At 43.4% G+C, this 17,549-nt stretch carries 16 protein-coding genes and 1 other annotated feature; all 16 genes read right to left on the reverse strand.

Going from position 1 to position 17,549, the window contains the following annotated elements; translation table 11 throughout:
- Positions 1-88: 88 nt before the first annotated feature.
- The 16 genes from AC6I1H_RS04850 to AC6I1H_RS04925 all read right to left on the reverse strand — a co-directional run bounded on the left by AC6I1H_RS04850 (position 89) and on the right by AC6I1H_RS04925 (position 17,433).
- Positions 89-262, reverse strand: coding sequence for a hypothetical protein (locus AC6I1H_RS04850; RefSeq protein ID WP_497739847.1), 174 nt, complete (start codon positions 260-262; stop codon positions 89-91).
- Between the two features lie 143 nt (positions 263-405).
- Entirely contained in the window at positions 406-1,278 is an 873-nt protein-coding gene (locus tag AC6I1H_RS04855; protein ID WP_497739848.1) for a DNA-3-methyladenine glycosylase family protein, read from the reverse strand.
- A 150-nt stretch (positions 1,279-1,428) separates the two neighbouring features.
- Positions 1,429-4,566, reverse strand: a complete 3,138-nt coding sequence (gene ileS, locus AC6I1H_RS04860) for an isoleucine--tRNA ligase (RefSeq protein ID WP_497739849.1) — start codon at positions 4,564-4,566, stop codon at positions 1,429-1,431.
- A gap of 42 nt (positions 4,567-4,608) precedes the next feature.
- Positions 4,609-4,898, reverse strand: a binding site (T-box leader).
- 143 nt (positions 4,899-5,041) lie between these two features.
- Positions 5,042-5,896: a VIT1/CCC1 transporter family protein gene (locus AC6I1H_RS04865; RefSeq protein ID WP_497740712.1), complete on the reverse strand. Its 855-nt coding sequence runs from the start codon at positions 5,894-5,896 to the stop codon at positions 5,042-5,044.
- Positions 5,897-6,165: 269 nt separating this feature from the next.
- Entirely contained in the window at positions 6,166-6,849 is a 684-nt protein-coding gene (locus tag AC6I1H_RS04870; protein WP_497739850.1) for a GntR family transcriptional regulator, read from the reverse strand.
- Between the two features lie 122 nt (positions 6,850-6,971).
- Entirely contained in the window at positions 6,972-7,736 is a 765-nt protein-coding gene (locus AC6I1H_RS04875) for an SDR family oxidoreductase (protein ID WP_497739851.1), read from the reverse strand.
- 46 nt (positions 7,737-7,782) lie between these two features.
- A complete protein-coding gene (locus tag AC6I1H_RS04880) occupies positions 7,783-8,805 on the reverse strand; it encodes an alcohol dehydrogenase catalytic domain-containing protein (RefSeq protein ID WP_497739852.1) in 1,023 nt (340 codons plus the stop codon).
- A gap of 59 nt (positions 8,806-8,864) precedes the next feature.
- On the reverse strand, positions 8,865-10,151 hold the full coding sequence (locus AC6I1H_RS04885) for a TRAP transporter large permease (protein WP_497739853.1): 1,287 nt from the start codon (positions 10,149-10,151) through the stop codon (positions 8,865-8,867).
- Positions 10,152-10,169: 18 nt separating this feature from the next.
- Positions 10,170-10,643, reverse strand: a complete 474-nt coding sequence (locus AC6I1H_RS04890; RefSeq protein ID WP_497739854.1) for a TRAP transporter small permease — start codon at positions 10,641-10,643, stop codon at positions 10,170-10,172.
- A gap of 75 nt (positions 10,644-10,718) precedes the next feature.
- Entirely contained in the window at positions 10,719-11,750 is a 1,032-nt protein-coding gene (locus AC6I1H_RS04895) for a TRAP transporter substrate-binding protein (RefSeq protein ID WP_497739855.1), read from the reverse strand.
- Positions 11,751-11,811: 61 nt separating this feature from the next.
- Positions 11,812-13,059 (reverse strand): enolase C-terminal domain-like protein, encoded by a 1,248-nt coding sequence (locus AC6I1H_RS04900; protein WP_497739856.1) that lies wholly within the window; start codon positions 13,057-13,059, stop codon positions 11,812-11,814.
- Between the two features lie 423 nt (positions 13,060-13,482).
- On the reverse strand, positions 13,483-14,232 hold the full coding sequence (locus AC6I1H_RS04905) for a hypothetical protein (RefSeq protein WP_497739857.1): 750 nt from the start codon (positions 14,230-14,232) through the stop codon (positions 13,483-13,485).
- Between the two features lie 320 nt (positions 14,233-14,552).
- Positions 14,553-15,509 carry a DUF7916 family protein gene (locus AC6I1H_RS04910; RefSeq protein WP_497739858.1) on the reverse strand — a complete coding sequence of 319 codons (957 nt, stop codon included), beginning with the start codon at positions 15,507-15,509 and terminating at the stop codon, positions 14,553-14,555.
- A 21-nt stretch (positions 15,510-15,530) separates the two neighbouring features.
- Entirely contained in the window at positions 15,531-15,854 is a 324-nt protein-coding gene (locus AC6I1H_RS04915) for a PTS lactose/cellobiose transporter subunit IIA (protein WP_497739859.1), read from the reverse strand.
- 13 nt (positions 15,855-15,867) lie between these two features.
- Positions 15,868-16,173, reverse strand: coding sequence for a PTS sugar transporter subunit IIB (locus tag AC6I1H_RS04920; RefSeq protein WP_497739860.1), 306 nt, complete (start codon positions 16,171-16,173; stop codon positions 15,868-15,870).
- A 12-nt stretch (positions 16,174-16,185) separates the two neighbouring features.
- Complete coding sequence (locus tag AC6I1H_RS04925; RefSeq protein ID WP_497739861.1) at positions 16,186-17,433, reverse strand: PTS sugar transporter subunit IIC; 1,248 nt, start codon at positions 17,431-17,433, stop codon at positions 16,186-16,188.
- Between the last annotated feature and the right edge of the window lie 116 nt (positions 17,434-17,549).

The following is a 17,549-nucleotide window of genomic DNA, read 5'->3' on the forward strand; positions in this document are numbered from 1 at the left end:
AGCCGGGTTGCCGTAAGCAGCGTCTCTGCAATTTTTTGCATTATCCATAAATTACAATAAAAAAGCTGCGGGTTTCCGCAGCCGGCAGTTAATCTATGGTTTTTAAAATATCCTGTGCCTGTGGGCATCTTCCCAGGTTCCAGTGGGTGCAGTTCTTGCAGGATTCAAATTGTGCCAGGTATCTGGCGGGATATTTTACGCTGCTGCTTTTCTCATACTCATCGCAACTTTTTGCTATAATAATAGTTTGTTCCGGACTCATGCTTATCCCCTCCAACAATTTTTCGATACTATTATTATAGCACATTATATTTATTTATGCTATACTTTATTAAAATTTTTTGTTGATTTGTACAATTAATTTATTATAGTTAAGGTTCATTCCAACTTTACCGGACCATGGAATTATGCATTTTCCATAAATTCATCTTTTCCCCATAAAGTCCTGGTATAATGAAACAGGTACTGCTGGGCGAACCCCTTCATACTGCCGAATCTTTGTGCGGTAAATTCCTGGAGTTTGTTTTGCGACATATTTTGTCCTTTAAAGTAGAGGTGCTCCAGCACTCTTTTTATCCATACATCTATGGGAAAGGCATCGAATTTCCTCATGGAAAACAGCAGGATGCAGTCGGCTACCTTCCGGCCCACTCCGGGGAATCTCATGAGCTGTTCCCGGGCTTTTTGTGTAGGAAGTTTATGCAGGTTATACAGATCCACTTCACCACCGGCTACCATTCTGGCGGTTTCTGCGATGTATTTCGCCCTGAAACCGCACCGGGTCTTCCTCAATTCCTCTTCCGGCACTTTGGCCAGAACCTCCGGAGGCGGGAATGCGTAATAGGTTTTCCCTTCGTATTCCAGTGGCTCGCCGAAATATTCGCAGATTCGCGCTATTGTCTTTTTAATATTCGGTATGCTGTTGTTCGCAGAAGTAATGAAACATACAGTGGTCTCCCACGGATCCTGATGGAGAATGCGGTTGCCGCTGCAGTATCTTACGGCAGGGATAAGCTCATCATACTGAAATAACCATTTTTCTATGGAGTTATAATCCCTGTCCAAGTCGAAATAATCTCGAACGCGGTCCGCAATATTTTCATCTTCAGGAAAAGAATCGAATATCAGGCAATCATCCTGCTGCCGTACTTTTAATACTCTGCCGCCTATTACTCCTATATACGATTCATCTTTTTGCCTGTTCCACAGAAAAGTTTGACCTCCATCGAGCATAATTTCCAGATTAAAAGGATGTATGTTTTCTATAATGAATGCCATAACTGCCGCCGTAAAACCAGTGCTTTTCTCCTCTCCATAATTTTTCTCCCGGGCTCAGTGAGTCAGTGAGTCAGTTGTTGAGTCAGGGGACGGTTCCTTGACTCACTTAAGTGAGTCAAGGAACCGTCCCCTGACTCATTTTGCTCCTTTTCAGGCCTTTTTAACCCCTATATTTACCTTGTGGTTATTTATATCCCATACCCTGGAAAAGCCATCTTCCGGCGGCAGAGTTCTTTCCACCGACAGCGCCAATGTATCGGTCTGAATGTCTCTGCCGAACTTCTCCATTACCTCATCGATAGTTTCGTCGCCGGTGTAATACAGGTGAATTTTATCCTCCACTTCAAAGCCGGCTTCTTTTCTCATGTTCTGAATCTTGCTGGTCAGTTCCCGGGCTATGCCCTCCAACATAAGATCATGGGTAATGGTAGTATCCAGCACCACATAGTACCCACCTTCGCCTTCGGCGCAGAATCCTTCTTTGTCCTGAGCTCTGATGTCAAGTTCATTTGCGGCTATGATTACTTTTTCTCCATTTACATCCAATAAAACTTCGCCCTCCGCCCGGGCTTTATTGATAAGTTTAACCGCATCTGCCGCTGCGATTTCTTTTGCGATGGCTGACATGAGCCTGCCATATTTTGGACCGAGCAGATCGAACCTGGGTTTTACCGAATAGATGAAATATTCTTCCGCCACATGGATGTATTCAATTTCTTTTATATTTAATTCTTCCTTTATAACATCAGAAAGGTCCAAAAGCAGCGCCTCGTCCTCGGGATTGCGAAGCTGCACCATCATCTTGCGAAGTGGCTGCCGATTCTTTATCTTCCCTTTGTTCCGCGCGGCCCTGCCAAGTTCCACTATTTTCCTGGCCAGTTCCATCTTGTGTTCCAGGATTTTATCGATGAGCGCCTCATTCACTTCGGGATAGTCGCACAGGTGAATGCTCTCAGGAGCTTCAGGATACGGAACTTTCACGAGGTTTTGATAAAGCTCCTCGGTGATAAACGGCACAAAGGGCGCAGACAATTTGATGAAATCTACAAGAGCCTCGTACAGTGTAAGGTAAGCCGCTATTTTATCGCTGTCCATCCCGGATTTCCAGTAGCGCTCCCGCGAGCGGCGCACGTACCAGTTGCTAAGGTCATCCACAAAGTCTTCCAGGGTCCTGGCGGCACCGGTGATATCCAGTTCATCCAACTCTTCCCTGACCTTTTTATTGACGCTGTTGACTCTTGACAGGAGCCACCGATCCATTTCGCTTCTTTCTTCCGGCGAAAGCGAATATTTCTTTGGATCGAATCCGTCAATATTTGCATAAAGTACAAAGAAAGAATAGACGTTCCAAAGTGTGCCCAGGAATTTCCTTTGCGCTTCGCTAACGGCATCCTGATAGAACCTGCTGGGACTCCACGGCGGGCTTGCCACATACAGGTACCACCGCATGGCGTCGGCCCCCTGTTCATTCAAAACCTTCCACGGGTCCAGCACATTGCCCTTGTGTTTGCTCATCTTCTGGCCGAATTCATCCAGCACATGGCCCATTACCAAAACGTTTTTGTATGGGGATTCGTCAAAGAGCAGCGTGGAAATCACCAGAAGGCTGTAGAACCAGCCTCTGGTCTGGTCTATGGCCTCGGCAATGAAGTCTGCGGGAAAATGGTTTTTAAAATACTCCTCATTTTCAAAAGGATAATGGTTTTGCGCAAAGGGCATAGACCCGGAATCAAACCAGCAGTCTATGACCTCCGGCACCCTTTTCATTTCTCCACCGCAATCGGGACATGCCAGCACGACTTCATCTACATAGGGCTTATGGAGTTCAATGTCTCCTATGGGGTTTTTGCTCATTTCTTTTAACTCTTTTATGCTGCCTACCGCATGCTGGCGGCAGCAATCCTTGCATATCCATATGTTGAGGGGTGTCCCCCAGTAACGCTCTCTACTCAGACACCAGTCTATGACATTCTCCAGGAAGTTGCCGAAGCGGCCATCCCTGATGTGTTCCGGATGCCACCCGATCTTTTTATTTATTTCCATGAGCCTGTCCCTGATGGCCGTGGTCTTTATAAACCAGCTGCTGCGCCCGTAGTAAAGAAGCGGAGTATCGCAGCGCCAGCAGAAGGGATAACTGTGCAGGTACTTCTGGGCTTTATACAAAATATTTCTCTGCTTTAAATCTTTTATTATGCCCTTGTCGGCATCCTTTACAAACATGCCCGCCCAGGGACCGACTTCGGCCGTAAATTTCCCCTGAGCGTCCACTGGCTGCAGCACCGGCAGGCCGTACTTCTGGCCCACCCTGGAGTCGTCTTCACCGAAGGCGGGAGCGATATGGACTATTCCGGAACCGTCCTCCAGGGTTACAAAATCGGCTGTCACCACATAGAAGGCCCTTTCCTTTTCTTTCTCAAAGAAGGGGAATACCGGATTATATTTCATGGATGCCAGTTTCTCGCCGGGGAATTTCTCCAGCACTTTGTATTCCCCATCCAGCACCTGAAGCCTTCCCTCGGCAAGAATCAACTTTTCTCCGTTGTGTTCCACCTTTACGTAGGTATAGTCATCTTTGACCGCCAGTGCCACATTGGAAGGGAGGGTCCACGGCGTGGTGGTCCATACCAGGAAAAAGGTACCGGGCTCCTCCGCTACCGGAAATTTTACATATACGGATGGATCTTCCACTTCCTCGTACCCTTGGGCCACCTCGTGGCTGGAAAGCGAAGTGCCGCATCGGGGACAGTAGGGCACCACCTTATGGCCTTTATATAAAAGGCCCTTTTCCCATATCTTCTTTAACGCCCACCATACGGATTCGATGTAGTTATTGTGATATGTGACATACGGGTGGTCCATATCTATCCAGAAGCCCACCCTCTCCGTCATCCTGCGCCATTCCTGCTCATAGGTGAACACGCTGGCCTTGCATTTCTTTATAAAATCCTCCACGCCGTATTTCTCGATTTCCGGCTTTCCGCTGATGCCCAGCTGTTTCTCCACTTCCAGCTCAACGGGAAGCCCGTGGGTATCCCATCCCGCCTTCCGGTCCACCCTGTAGCCCATCATGGTCCTGTAGCGGGGTATCAGGTCCTTTACCACCCGAGTCAAAACATGGCCCGCATGGGGCATGCCGTTAGCTGTAGGCGGTCCTTCGTAAAACACATAATCGGGGGCATCCTTCCTGTTTTCGATGCTCTTTTTGAATATATCGTTTTGTTTCCAGAATTCCAGTATCTTCTCCTCTATGGGAGCAAAATTCATAGTGGGTTCTACTTTCCTGAACATACAAAACCTCCTAATTTTAATGTAAAACAAAAATCCCGCCCCCGAAGGGACGAGATTTCTCCCGTGTTACCACCCTTATGGATATAAAGCCCGGAAAATACGTTCGGAATCATTTTCAGTGCATTTTAAATGCTCCGGTGACTTCACTGTCTTCTCCATGAAGCTTTATATCCTCTTTAGAAAAATAACGGTCTTGCCGTCGGAACCTACTCCATAAGTTTCGGGACCGCACTCCGGGGTGATCTTCAGCCATTGGTATCCTGCGGGGCTTTCACCTTCCCCCGCTCGCTGGGAAGTTTTCCGCCGCCTACTGTCCCCGTCATCGATTTGATGCTTTTCTATTTTATTTTGCTGCAATATTTTCTAGATATTTATATTATCGTATTTATCGCGCATTGTCAATGCGTACTGTCTGGTTCGACCTTCTTAAAGACCACAATATAAAAGCCAGGGACAATCTTTCTCCATGCTCTTATCAAATATCAACCCCCAGCACATTTTTCACAACCAGTCCTACGACAAACGACAGTGCCGCAACGCTGAGGCTGATAAGCGCCATCTCCACAAAACGGCGTTTAAACTGCAGGTCTTTCGCCACTGCAATATAGTAATTGAAAGCAGCGATAATCAGCACCACCACAGCCAGCATCGTCATGAGCGCAAACAGGTAGTTTTGGGGCGTAAACAGCAGATAAGGCAGGATGAGCAGCGCCACTGTTACCAAGTAGGCAATGCCTGTATAAACGCAGGATTTAAGTGCGTCATCGCGGCCTTCGCTCTTTGCCGACAAAAACTCGCTGGAAGCCATAGATAGCGTTGCGGAAATTCCGGTAATGAGTCCCGACAGCGCAATGATCCTGGTATTTTGCAGTGCAAGCGTAAGTCCCGCAAGCGTGCCGGTCAGTTCAACCAATGCATCGTTAAGCCCTAGCACCATTGAACCGACATACTGCAGCCGTTCCTCTTCGAGCATTCCCATAAGCGCATTCTCATGCTCATTTTCCTGTTCCTGAATCTTTTTACATTCCGGCACTTCCTCCACCAGCGCAGCGTAGTTTTTCTGCGCTATGGCCTCGCCGTTCTCCATAAGTTTAATCGTAAAAGTAAACCCCAGCAAAACCGCCAGCAGTTTCCGCCACCATACCTTCAATGCCTGCGGCTTCATCTCCCGCTCCGTATAGCCCTTCCATATTTCATAATGAATCTTTTCTTCGTCGCCGATTTTCTCCAAAATCTGCTTATTCTTGTCGTCTTTCAGCCGTGCAGCAATCGCTTTGTAAGTTGCATACTCGGTAATCTCATTTTGCTGCATAGCAAGGGCCGCAACCATTGCTTCATCGGAAAGCGATTTTTTTACTTCCTCGCCCAAAAAATTCACCCCCTGTCATCACTCAGATTGATCAATATTTCCTTACTCACATAAAGTTATTTTACCATGTTCTGACTGATTAAACAATTCCAAATGCACAATTTGTCATTATTAATCGTTTAATATCAGTGCCCGCTGAGGACGCGCTAATGCCTGCCTCAATGAAAACAGCCTCCCATGCTGATGGCAGGCTGTATATGGGAGGCTATAATCCACAACAAACAAAAAACTCATTTCTTTTTAAAGTATTCCGGATGTTTTTCTGCTAGATAGCTCTGGTCAAAAATCACCCGTGTGAGATGTCTTTCCATAGAAGCTACCGCCTTTTGTTTGTCTTTATCCTTTATGGCCTGTAATATTTCTTTATGGTCGTTTACAGTCCTTTGCATATCCATTTCTGCGAGGTTTAGGATGCGCACCCTGTTAAAATGTGTCATCATGCTCGCGATAAGATTATAGGTCCTTTCCTTGTTGCAGGCTTTGAACAAAAGCTCATGGAATTTGTTGTCAAGATTTAGAAGACGCTTGTAGTCTCTGCGGTTCACGCAGGAATCCTGCAGACTGAGATTATCCTCCAGAGCAACAAAATCATTCTCGGAAAGCATATCGCAGGCCAGTTCTACTATTGCCTTTTCCAGTACGCACCGCATGAAGCGGGATTCCTCCACCATTTCCATATCAATCAACGAAATATATGTCCCCTTCTGGGGATATATCTCCACTATCGAAGCTCTGGAAAGCTCTATAAGGGCTTCCCTTACAGGAGTGCGGCTTACACCAAGCAGTTCAGCAATTTCATTTTCACTTATGGCCTGCCCAGGCTTTAGGTTTAAATTTACAATGTTATGCTGCAATACCCTAATTACATATTCTCTTGCGGTTTCCCTTCTGCTTCTTTCTAATACTTCAAGCACTACATATACCCACTTTCCCTTTTTCTGATAATGATTATATGTGCTGCCTTGTGAAAAGTCAATGTATTTTTGAGCAATTTCTGATCTTTTCAGCAATGCGATTGAATTATATAAAAATGATGCTATTTTACAAGATACCCACCGTCTACAGGAATGATTGCCCCGTTCACATAATCGCTTGCCTTAGATGCCAGAAAAATAGTAACTCCCTTCAAATCATCGGGTAATCCCCAGCGCTGAGCCGGAATTCTTTCCGATATCTGCCTTCTTCTAGTTTCATTGGCAAGTAAGGCTGAATTCATATCCGTTGCCATATACCCGGGGGCAATCGCATTTATATTAATTCCCCTTCCAGCCCAATCATTAGTCAACTCTTTGGTCAGCTGCATAACTCCTCCTTTTGCCGCAGAATAAGCAGGAACTGTTTGGCCACCGAAAAAACTTGCCATAGATGCAACGTTAATGATTTTACCATATCCTTTTTTAAGCATAATGCGTCCCGCCAGCTGGCATTGTATGAAAACTGCGTTCAAGTTAATATTGATTACTTCATCCCATTCTTCAATAGGAAATTCCTCAGCAGAGTGTCTTCGCTGAATTCCTGCTGCTGTTACAAGAATATCCAAATCGCCGCCAAGCTTTCCCAATGCCTGATTGAACGAATTGTATACTTCTTCACGATGTCTCAGATCAGCCTTAACTCCATAGCATTTGTATCCCTTATTGCAAAACTCCTCGGCTGTCTTAAAAACCCTGTCAGAAGAACCAATAATTGCAACCTCGCATCCTGCTTCCAAAAGTCCTTCGGTCATGCCATAGCCCAGACCTCTGGTGCCACCTGATACAATTGCCTTTTTTCCAGTTATATCGAACAACGGATGAACCACAATTATCTCTCCCCTTGGCTTAAAATGGTGTTATCTAATAAAAATATCAGTCAAAAAGTATTACCATCTTCCTTACACTGGGATCGGGATTATCCATGTAATAAAAAACCTTATCTATTTCACTAAATTTGATAAATGTTGTGGCAATCCCCTCTAAATTGAATACTTTATTGACAAATTTATCAATGACAGATTCAAATTGATAGCACGACATCCTGGACCCTATTAGATCTAATTCTCGCTGATCCAATAACGCCTGCGATATTGATTCTGGGGCTGTTGTAAAACCAAGGCTTACAATTCTACCAGCGTTTCTTACCAACCCAGGCTCAAAAAGCTTTGTTAAAGACCCCTGGAAACAGGCAGAATCGAATGCTATTGTGACTCCCTTTCCATTTGTAATTTCCTGCACTCGAGCGACAACATCCTCATCTTTACTGTTTATAACATAATCCGCTCCATAAGCTTTTGCACGTTCAAGCATATCCTGATTAATGTCACAGCAAATAACAGTACATCCCTTGTTTTTACATGTTTGTAATATTATAGAACCAATTGTACCTGTACCCAGAATAAACACTATGTCTTCAGGAACAACTCTTCCACGAGCTGTGCAATGCGCCCCTATGGCAAATGGTTCTACAAGCGCCGCATCTTTAAAAGGAATGCTTTCCGGAAATACATAAACATCATCTTCTGGCGCAGTTATATATTCACGGAAACCTCCGTCAGCACTACTTCCACGCACCCTTACATTTTCACAAACGTTTGGTCTGCCTATTTTGCATTGATAGCATTCACCACAGGTTATTATCAAATCGATTACCACCCGGTCACCAACCTTAACTTTTGTAACCTTAGGTCCCACTTTGACCACAACCCCTGCATTCTCGTGCCCCAAAATTCTTGGGTAGGTTGTACAGGGATTGGTACCATGATAAATATGAAAATCAGAACCGCATACTCCTGCTGCTTTCATTTGAACTAGCACTTCATAATCCCCCGGCTCAGGAATTGGTACCTCTCGTATAACATATTCACGAGGCTTTGTAATAACAACTTCTTTCATCTAAACACACATCCCTTCATAATTTTTGATAATATGCCATGTAACTAATAAAAAATAACTCAATGGGAAACCAGCGACGGCAAGAATAATGATAATATAGGAATATATGCGAATAAAATTGCACAGATTACCTCCACAATAACAAAAGGAATAAGCGATTTTGCAACTTTGCTAACAGGCTCGTTACTTATGCCGCAGGAAACGAACATTGTTGTGCCAAATGGCGGCGTTGCTTGTCCTAACGCAAGCAGAAACACAAAAACCATCCCAAAATGTACCGGGTCAATACCAAACTTAACGGCAATCGGTGCGAGAATAGGACCAAGAATAAGATTGGTAGCGCCAACTTCTAAAAACATACCGCAAATGAGCAACAGTACAATAACCAATCCCATAAACACATACCCATTGCTTGCAACCGTCATAAAAGCATTAGTAACAAACACAGGAATTCTGTAGTAAGTGATTAAGTATCCGAACATTTGAGCGCTTACAACAAGAAACATCAGATTTGCAGTGCTTATAGCGGTACTTCGGACTATCTCCCAAAGGTCCTTGCCGCTTATTTCTCTGTAAATAGCAATGCATACCAAAAAACCATAAAATACTGCAACCACAGCAGATTCAGTCGGTGTGAAGATGCCCGCATATATTCCACCCAAAATTATCAAAGGCATTATTAATGCCCAAACTGCATCTTTAAAAGAACGCAGGAAACGAACAAATGAAAATCTTTCCTCCCTTGGATAGTTGTACTTTATTGCCTTATAATATGCATAAACGCAAAGAAATACCCCTGTAATAATACCCGGAATCATTCCAGACATCAAAAGTTTTGCCACCGAAACTCCGGTTATATTTCCATAAATAACAAAAACCGTGCTGGGCGGTATTACAATGCCGAGTGTTCCTCCTATTGCCTGAACGGCTGCAGAATAATCTTTAGGATAACCTCTTTTTACCATTTCAGGATACATAAGGCTGCCAATAGCAGCAGTTGTTGCAACAGATGAGCCGGAAATCGCCGCAAAAAAAGTGCATGCTACAATTGAAACTAGCGAAATCCCTCCAGAAATCCATCCAACTAAAGAATCAGCAAAAGAAACCAATCTTTTAGATAATCCGCCTTTAGCCATTATGTCTCCGGCCAGGAAAAAAGCGGGGATTGCCAACATGGCAAAGTTATCGCATCCTACAAATATCTTTTGTGTAAGGGCCATGAATGAAAGAGAAGGATCAAAAATTATGGCCGAGATACATGCAGATACTAATGCCCAAGTTATCGGCATGCCCAGCCCCATCAATACAAGTAATACTGTAACCAACATGATCGCAGGAATTGTCATTTATAAAACAACCTCCCTCTACTTATTCCTGAGGCGTTCAATAATCTTGACTGCCACCGAAAACACAGCCAATAAAAATCCAACAAACATAATGCTGTACATAATATTCATCGGTATGTTCATTGCCGGGCTTTTCTGGAATGCTCCGATTTTAATCATGCCAATAGTGCTGTAAAAAAGATAGCAGGCAGCAATCAGCGAAACTATGTCGCGCACCAAGCCGAAATAATATTTTGCCTTGGCCGGCAAAAAATTATCAATTAAGTCAATGCGTACCATCATGTCTTTACTTATACCGATATTGATGCCAAGCATTATCATGAAAACAAACAAATAACGCGACAATTCTTCTGACCATGGAAGACTGTAAAAAACAACATACCTTGTAAAAGTCTGTACAAAAATAACCACCATGATCAATACTAAAGTTAGCCCTATAACCCCTTCAACTGCTTTTTGAAACCTTTTATAAAACTGCAATATTACGTCCAAAATAAATCTCTCCCCAATTTTATATACATTAAATTTTGGACGGCGCGCTTTTTAAAGCGCGCCTTAAATAAAAAATTATTTTAATGCCTCAATCTTTTCAAGAAGAACTGCGTATTCCTTTCCATATTCATCTCTTACTGGCTGAGAAGCATCGATGAATTCCTGTTTATCAGGATAGGTAACAACCATTCCCTTGTTTTTAAGATTAGCAACTGCTTCCTTATCCATCTTACGACTTAACTCGCGTTCATAATTACCAGCTTCTTTAATGGCCTCTTTAAAAATCTCTTTATCTTCATCGCTAAGTGAATTCCATGTCTTTGGACTCATTATAATGAACACAGTTGAATAGCAATGTTCCGTGATAGCAAGTTTTTTATTGACTTCAGCTACATTATTTTTATCAATTACGGTACAAGGGTTCTCCTGGCCATCGATTGCTCCTTGCTGCAGCGCGGTATAAGCATCTCCCCATGCCATTGGAACCGGGTCTGCGCCTAATGTCCTCCATAAATCCTGGTGTATCTTATTTTCCATTACCCTTATGCGTAGACCTTTTACATCTTCTACCGAATTGATATCCCTCTTGTTATTTGTGAGGTTTCTAAATCCCGATTCCCAGATACCCAAGCCTTTAAGTCCGACGCTATCTAACCTGGCTAAAAAATTATTGCCGATTTCGCCAAGAAATACCTTATCAGCATGCTCATAACTTGTAATGACGTATGGTAAATCAATAGCTGATATTTCAGGTACAAAATTTCCCAATACACTCTGGTTTACAACAGCAATATCCAAATTACCTATCTGGCATGCCTCAACATTGTCACGCTCTCCACCCAACTGCCCATTATGAAAGGTGTGTATAACATATCTGCCGTTTGTCTTTTCTTTTATCATTTCAGCAAACTTTTCCATAGATTGCCCTATGGCACCATCGGAAGCCGATGTCTGACTCATTCTCAATTCAATAGCTCCTGATACCGACTGACCTTCGCCTGAATTCTGATTCTGTTTCGAATCGGAGTTAGCTCCACAGCCGGTTAGCAATGCAGCAACGCATAAAGCCACCAATAAAATACTAATTACTTTTTTCATCATAACCATGTTAACCCTCTCCTTGAACTTATATTTTTTATATTTAATGGCCTTATTGTCATAAGGCTCTTTAAGGGGTTTGTAAGGAGCCATCCATCAGTCTTGTTTGTGTCCAGGTTGTGACAGTATTCTCACACGGGTATTTAGCGGCTTCTTTTTCATTAATATCGACACCTAAACCAGGTTTGTTATTGGCATACACAAAGCCGTTTTTTAACTCCGGGAGACCTGGAAATACTTCCAGCAACGCTTCGGACTTGCCTTTGAGCTCTTGTATGATAAAGTTTGGCGGTTCAGTACCTGACCATTCTTGGATACCAAAATTTCTTGCTGCAAGATCGAGGTGTATATTGGCTGCATGGCCTACTGGAGACATATCACCTGGTCCGTGCCAGGCAGTCTTTATACCGAATTGTTCTGCAAATATTTGTAGCTTTCTTGCTGGTGTAATGCCACCTATTTGGCTAATGTGTACACGAATATAATCTATCAATTGTTCGGTTATGAGCGTCTTCCACTCATATGGATTGCTGAATAATTCACCCTGCGCCAGAGGAATTGATGTATGATTGCGAAGCTGTCGTAGCCAGTCTCCCTGTTCCAATGAAACTGCATCTTCCAGAAAAAATAAGTCATAAGGCTCAAGAGCTTTAGCAAACTGGATCGCTTGATTCGGACTTAACCGACCGTGAACATCATGACAAAGGGCTACATCAAAGCCGATTTTACTGCGGATGTGTTCAAATAGTTTAATTGTATCGCGCATATATTTTTTCTGATCAAGATATATACCATCCTGCGCCCCTTTTGGTGTATTTATAGGAGCTTTTCCGTATTTACCCCCTCCATATCCACCGCACTGGCAACGGATATGCATAATTCCCTGCTCCTTGTATCGCGCTATATTCTCACATATTTCATTGACATCCTTACCATCCGCATGACGATATATTGGCACGCCTTCGCGACATTTGCCCCCAAATAGTTGATACAATGGCATATTAGCCATTTTGCCCTTAATATCCCAAAGTGCCATATCCACGCCAGAAATCGCACTATTTTCTACAGGTCCATTTCTCCAATAAGCATTTTGATGCATAAGCTGCCATATCTCTTCTATATCTTCGACATTTCTACCAATAAGCAGCGGTCTTAAATATTCCTCAACCAAACATTTAACAACCAAATGACGGTATGAAAATGTTGCGCAGCCAAGGCCGTAAAGGCCATCATCTGTTGTTTCAACTTTAACAACTACCAGATTTATTCCTTGTGGGGCAGTAAGAATGACTTTTATATCCTTGATCTTCGTGCTCAAACTATTGCCTCCTTTTAGTTGACTTGTAATTTCAAGGTTTATGATAAATTTTTACGCTCGAATAAAAGTTTAGTTGTGACTTGTATTTATATTTTGATTTTGCTTGGCAATTTAATACTTTGGTGGAATAGGTATATATTGTTCCAAATTATATTACCTGCAAAAAAGTTGAGCACATTACCTCAGTAATATAATCTTGTTACTATTAAGCAGCTTCAGATTTACTTACATATTAACATATTAGTATGTAAGTTGTCAATATAATTTTTGCTATCCAATAAAATAAAAATTTAAAATAAGAACGCAAATTTGCAAAGAATATATAAAAACCGTTCCGTTTTATTAATTTGAAAAACGGAACGGTTTAAATCATTTTTTTATCCCACTGCATAAACTCAAATGCATGGCGATATTAAAGACTTATCAGTATCTTGTTAAAAACCAGCCTGCTGCGGCAAGTACTATGGTTATCAGGGTTCCTATATACCATAAACGCAGGTTCCGCATTTCCTGAATTAAGTCCCGGTTATTTTCCTTTATTTCGGCTCTGAGATCGTTGATTTTTTGATCAATTTCTTTTCTTAAATCCATCATTTCTTTTCGCTGATTGTCAAATCTTATATCAATATTGTTTTTTAAATCATCAATTTCCTTTTTTTGGTTGTCAAACCTTGCATCAATGCTGCTTCTTAAAGCATTAATTTCCTTGTCCTGGTTATCAAACCTTGCGTCAATGCTGCTTTTTAAATCGTTGATTTCTTTTCTCTGGCTTTCGAATCTTATATCGATGTTATTTTTTAAATCATTGATTTCTTTTCGCTGATTGTCTAATCTTACATCTATGTTGTTTCTTAAATCATTGATTTCTTTTTTCTGATTGTCTAATCTTACATCTATGTTGTTTCTTAAATCGTTGATTTCTTTTTTCTGATTGTCGAATTTTATATCAATGTTGTTTCTTAAATCATTGGTTTCTTTTCTTTGGCTGTCGAATCTTATATCAATGCTGTTTCGAACATCGCTTATTTCTTTTCTGAGGTCGGCCACATTTTGCGATATATTTATTAACTGCTGGGATAAATAAAAATAACCCATTTCTGTTATTTTAGGCTCATTATGCTGCGGCTCGTCCATCCCGGCGGCAACTTCCTTTTTGGGATCAGCCATTGCCATAACCCTTCCTCCTCTCTTTAGAATATTTTAACATTTTTATCCCCGCATTGCAATACGGTATTGAAGACGGCCATTTCAGTATTATACAGCAACTGGTGGTCAGCGGAATAAATCGGAACCGCCTATAGAGCGACCTTTCTTGCTATATAAAAAAGCCGGTGGTTATGGCACCACCGCCTGTTTATGAATAAATCTGCGGCATTATATTGGCCGAGGACACGCTCAGCACGCCGTTTGTGGCACGAGCCTGTCATCTGAGCGCTACCAGCTTATTCCATAATACATGCACATACAGAGCTAGTAAATTGTAAAAGTCGTCTTTATTTCCTCATGGAGTATCCCATGCGCCTGTAGGTGTGCCGCTTTCCGCGGATTGCAACGGAAAGGGCCATAATGTTTTCCGGCAGGGCGATTCCACCATAGCCGGCATCTCCTATATGCTGAATGTCGGCTCCGGCCATTTTCGACATCAACGCGATCTGCTCTATAATCTGGCTGCTTGACCCTTCCTGGGAAGTCCCTATGGCCGTCAGTGCCAGCTTCCCCGTTTCGTGGATCGCTTCTATCTGACGCCGGCACAAGTCCTGATCCATTCCCGGCACGGTGCCCGGCGCGCATATCAAAACGATATCCGCCCCTGCGCCGGCAAAATCTCTGATTACCTGCGGGTCGTAAATGTTCCCGCCGCCTGCTCCGTGCATCTTCCCCGCAATAATTACAGTATCGTCTCCAAGTATTTCGGCAGCTGCATTAATTCCTTCCAATATGTCGCGATTTGTGATTCCGGTCTTTGGATTGGCAGTGATTACTATGTAGTCAAATCCAAGTTGCTTGGCTTTTATCAGATTTTCTCTCGTCAATTTCCTGCCCCGGGGGTAATCAATCCCGTCTGGCACCGGCTCCATGTTCACCCCGAGGAACCTCCCGATGATTGCCTTGGCTTTTTTTACATATTCTCCATCGGTTTGGTTGCGGCATATTCGTTTGTTGACTTCATCCACCATACCGGCAATATCATGAATGCCGGAGATTTTCATGTCGCAGTCGTCAATGCCCAGAATAAAAGGAGCATCAAAATCGAACAGATTAAGTGTGATCATATCGGCGCCAAAGGCCGCAGCCAGTTCAGGGTTGCTCACCCCGTAGACAATGGGCTGCTTTGCTATATCGGTTTCAGCCATTAAAGCCCTGCCTTCTGAAGCCTTTATTGATTCGAGCAGATCTTTTTTAGAATAGCTCATAATATCGCCGAAACTCAATTCAAATATCCTCTTCACGGCAAAACCTCCACATTTGTTTTAACTGTTCCTGCTTTTATCATTCATGGCCCTGTACATATCCATGAATTCTTCCACCAGATCCTTTGCAAGCATGGCACACATGAGATGGTCCTGTGCATGAACCATCAATAGCCCGAAGTCGTGCTTTTCTCCGGCAGCCTCTTTATGCAGCAGATCGCTCTGGATATTATGCGCCTGGAGCAGTTCTTCCTTTGCCTGGGCTATATTCTGATAGGCCCTGTCAAATAGACCTTCTTTTGCAAATTTAAGTGCGTCGAAACAGAGGCTGCGGGCATTGCCCGCATGAGCGATGATTGCAAACACTATCCTTTCGTAGTCCATTCTTGTCTCCTCTTCATTTTTTGAGATTTAATGCAAAATCAAGAATCCTTGCTTCATCCACCAATCCGTATATGGCCGGAGGAATAATGGTATACGGCTTTTTATGCTCGTCGCACAGATTTTTTATATAGGGTTCTTTGTACCTTATCTGCGGGCCAACCAGTATCACATCATAATCATCGATAATCTTTTCGAGGTTTTCAATCGCGTTGGCATCCACCTTTACTTCTTTCAGGTTTCTCTTTTCTATTTCTTTTCTCATCCTTTCAACCAGCAAACTGGTAGACATTCCTCCGGCGCATACAAGCAATATGTTCATTAAGATTACCTCCTAGCGCTGTGATTCTTCCTCCAGCTTCATCCTGTCCCAGAGCTTGAGGAAAGGATAATAAACGATTGCAGTTGCCACAAGATTTACCATCTGCAGTAAAATGGCCTTCCAATCTCCGGTAGCCAGGAAACCGCTTATAAACACGGGAGTGGTCCATGGCACGATTGCATATGGCCTTGCCACCAAATTCAATGCCATAGCCATATATGTAATTATTCCCGCAACCACAGGAGCCAGTATAAACGGGATGAACATTACCGGATTCATAATAATCGGCATCCCAAATGTTATGGGTTCGTTAACGTTGAAAAATGTGGACCAGATTCCTGCTTTCCCGATGGCCCTCAACTGGGCGGATTTTGTATTGAGCAGCAGCAGTGCCAGTGCAAATGTGGCTCCGGCCCCGCCCACAAATACAAAGATGTAGATATACTGATTTGATATGATGTTCGGCAATGCCGTCCCGGCAGCCTTGGCCGCCGCATTCTGCTCCGACAGGGCAAGCCAGACAGGCCCCAGAAAAACTGCCACGATATCCGCGCCCTGTATGCCCACGCACCACAGCAGTTGAATCACTATAATCGCAATCAGCGTGGCGGGCAGCGAAGATCCTAGATTCATTACGGGAATGCCGATAACGTTGTTTATCGCCTCCGGAAGTGCCAGATTCACACTTTTTATCAATGCCGTATTTACTGCCCATACCGCAAATAAAATGACAAATCCGGGCACCAGTGCCGCAAAGGACCTAGCCACAAATGGCGGAACCTCCGGCGGCATCTTAATGAACATGTCTCTTTCCATGAAAAACCTCTGTATCTCCACGGCAAAAAGCGCCAGCAGCATGGCCACGAACAGGCCTTTACTTCCAAACCATGCCGTGGCAAGCCCTCCTCCTTCAGCAGCCGGTATTGAAAGAAGAAAGGCCGAAACGCTCAATACCCCGGATGCGAGTTGATCCACTTTGTAAGCCCTGGCAAGGGAATATGCGATCGTGAAAGAGGCCGCCAGGGCCATGATCCCGAAGGTAACGTTTGTTACTTTCAGAAGGTCGTTCCTGAAGGGTTCCACCGCTTTGTCAAGACTCTGAACGGGTGGATAAGCGATGATCATGAATAAGGACCCAATCAGCAAAAGTGGCATTACTGCGACAATGCCTTCCCGCAGCGCTTTCAAGTGCCTTTGCTCCGCAAGCCTTCCGGCAAACGGCATAAAACGTTCTTCCAGAAATTTAATGATGGCTTTCACTAAAATCACCTCTTCTATATTTTTGTATTATATTGATTCTGCAAGGGCCATGCCATCATTGTATTGCCGTTGCCATCGAATGTGTATTGCATGTGTATTGTACTTTCGCAGGTATT

It is taken from the genome of Biomaibacter sp. TOL (assembly GCF_059717795.1).